Below are 1,788 nucleotides of genomic sequence, written 5' to 3' on the forward strand. Positions count from 1 at the left end.
TGAGAAGAGGTCAATCTTTTACGATGAATAAGCTTGGGATTTGATATGCTAAGATATAGTAAGAAACCAATGACAGGCAAAACAAGGACGATTACTATCCAATTCAAAGCTTTGGCTGGCCGACGAACTTCCCAAATTGCTATGAATAACATAAAGAACGTATTTAACAAGTATAGATAAAAATTCCACTCCAACTAAAATTCCTCCCTTGTTTTTTCTTAACATATACAAACTATGTAGCGAGTATACGTTTGGAATACGAATGAATTGTTTAGATAGACCTTTTCTCATGAGACACCCTAAATAATTTTAAGAATGGGGCTGCGAATACGTGGTAAAGGGAAGGTAAGAGAAGTATCGAACAGTTCCTAAAAGATAATTACAAAAATGGAGATCATAGCTAACGAGTATATAATCTACATCCCCTATACAACTGTCGATGCCTTAGAAAAGACTGTGTATGATATTCTCGGTGAATTGGATAATGAGGCTGATATGAGGAATTGTTTTATTGAAGCAGAGGTTTATTGCGATGAATTAGACTCGCATGGTAATTTCAATGGGTTTATTTTTGTTTTTTCCTATTGTCATTTCTTTTCTATTGCCTTATTTAACAATTAATTACTTTATTAGAAGAAATCCTGCGGACTAGAGCAGCTACCCTGTCACTAGGCCAATTAGTTTGTTAGCCCCTTTTTTGGAGGAGTATTAGTTGGATTATTGGCTGGAGCATTATTGAGTAGATATAGATATTATCCTTATCCATATATTCCTTATCCGTACTATCCATTGGCATACCCCCTTTATTCGTATTATTATTAATTATTTTAGCTCTGTAACTCTCCATACAGAAGTAGTCTCCAAATACTGGGGATAAAGATTTATCCCCTTGGAAAAGTAAACTTTTTTAGATATATAATAAAGTTCAATTTGAAGCATAAAAAAAATACCGTTTGAAAACAAACGGTATTAAAACATATTGCTGTTTATCTATTTAAATTATTATTCATCTGTATTATCTGGGTCGTTTACATCTTTAGGATCTTCAATTGGTTCTTCTGAATCAGGAACTAAATCAGCTTCATCATCATCTGGATCTTCTGAATCAGGAACTAAATCAGCTTCATCATCTTTATTTTCATCTGTATTATCCGGATCTGTTGCATCGTTAGGATCTTCAATTGGTTCCTCTGTATCAGGAGGAGCTGGATCATTATCCCCATCTGTATTATTACATCCCATTAACATCGTGGCAGAAAGAAAAACAACTGTTAATAGTCTTAACCAATTATGATTCATTTTTATCGTCCTCTCTATTGGTTTTTTACTTGCAATATTACCTTCTCCCTTTCAACCTTTTTTATACAATCAAATTTTACTGCATCAACTTTATCTTCAATCACAGAGAATTTCACGATGATGTTTTATAGCAGTGGATGGGAGTCACCCCGGTAAGGCAAGGCATTCAGATTTTGCACTCTATTTGTTTCCAAAACCCGGCTAAATGAAATCAGGGCTGGTTAAATCAACATCGATGTTCATAATTTTTTAAAATGGATTCTGAAGTTCTTAGCTTTATGCTCAAAATATCTACTAAGAATTGATTCATTTGATAAAAATAGCAATAAAAATATTCTTRATGGATATATTAAGAATTGTTCTTTATAAAAAATAAAAAAGGGGAAAGGAGCTAATGTTATGCAGTTACCCGAAGACTTTAAACATTTTTTAGGAATAAATCCAGCTAGGCATAAAACAGAAGGGCTAAGTGTAGATCCATGCTTTTCA

Annotated in this window: 3 protein-coding genes; 1 reads left to right on the top strand and 2 read right to left on the bottom strand. The window is 33.2% G+C overall.

The annotated features are described in order from the left end of the window. The coding region (locus AC1DIV_RS29885) for a PLDc N-terminal domain-containing protein (RefSeq protein WP_477577955.1) at window positions 1-194 on the bottom strand (194 nt) is incomplete at its 3' end. Between the two features lie 193 nt (window positions 195-387). Between AC1DIV_RS29885 and AC1DIV_RS29890 the strand changes: the two genes are divergently transcribed. Further along, complete coding sequence (locus tag AC1DIV_RS29890) at window positions 388-621, top strand: hypothetical protein (RefSeq protein WP_048689180.1); 234 nt, start codon at window positions 388-390, stop codon at window positions 619-621. A gap of 381 nt (window positions 622-1,002) precedes the next feature. Here AC1DIV_RS29890 and AC1DIV_RS29895 read toward each other — a convergent pair whose 3' ends face one another. Beyond that, entirely contained in the window at window positions 1,003-1,299 is a 297-nt protein-coding gene (locus AC1DIV_RS29895; RefSeq protein ID WP_048689178.1) for a hypothetical protein, read from the bottom strand. Between the last annotated feature and the right edge of the window lie 489 nt (window positions 1,300-1,788).

It is taken from the genome of Peribacillus sp. 05N428 (assembly GCF_056397085.1).

Excerpts from the sequence above, each read along its gene's own strand:
- AC1DIV_RS29890 (WP_048689180.1), top strand. The coding sequence starts at position 388 with ATGGAGATCATAGCTAACGAGTATATAATCTACATCCCCTATACAACT.
- AC1DIV_RS29895 (WP_048689178.1), bottom strand. The coding sequence starts at position 1,299 with ATGAATCATAATTGGTTAAGACTATTAACAGTTGTTTTTCTTTCTGCC.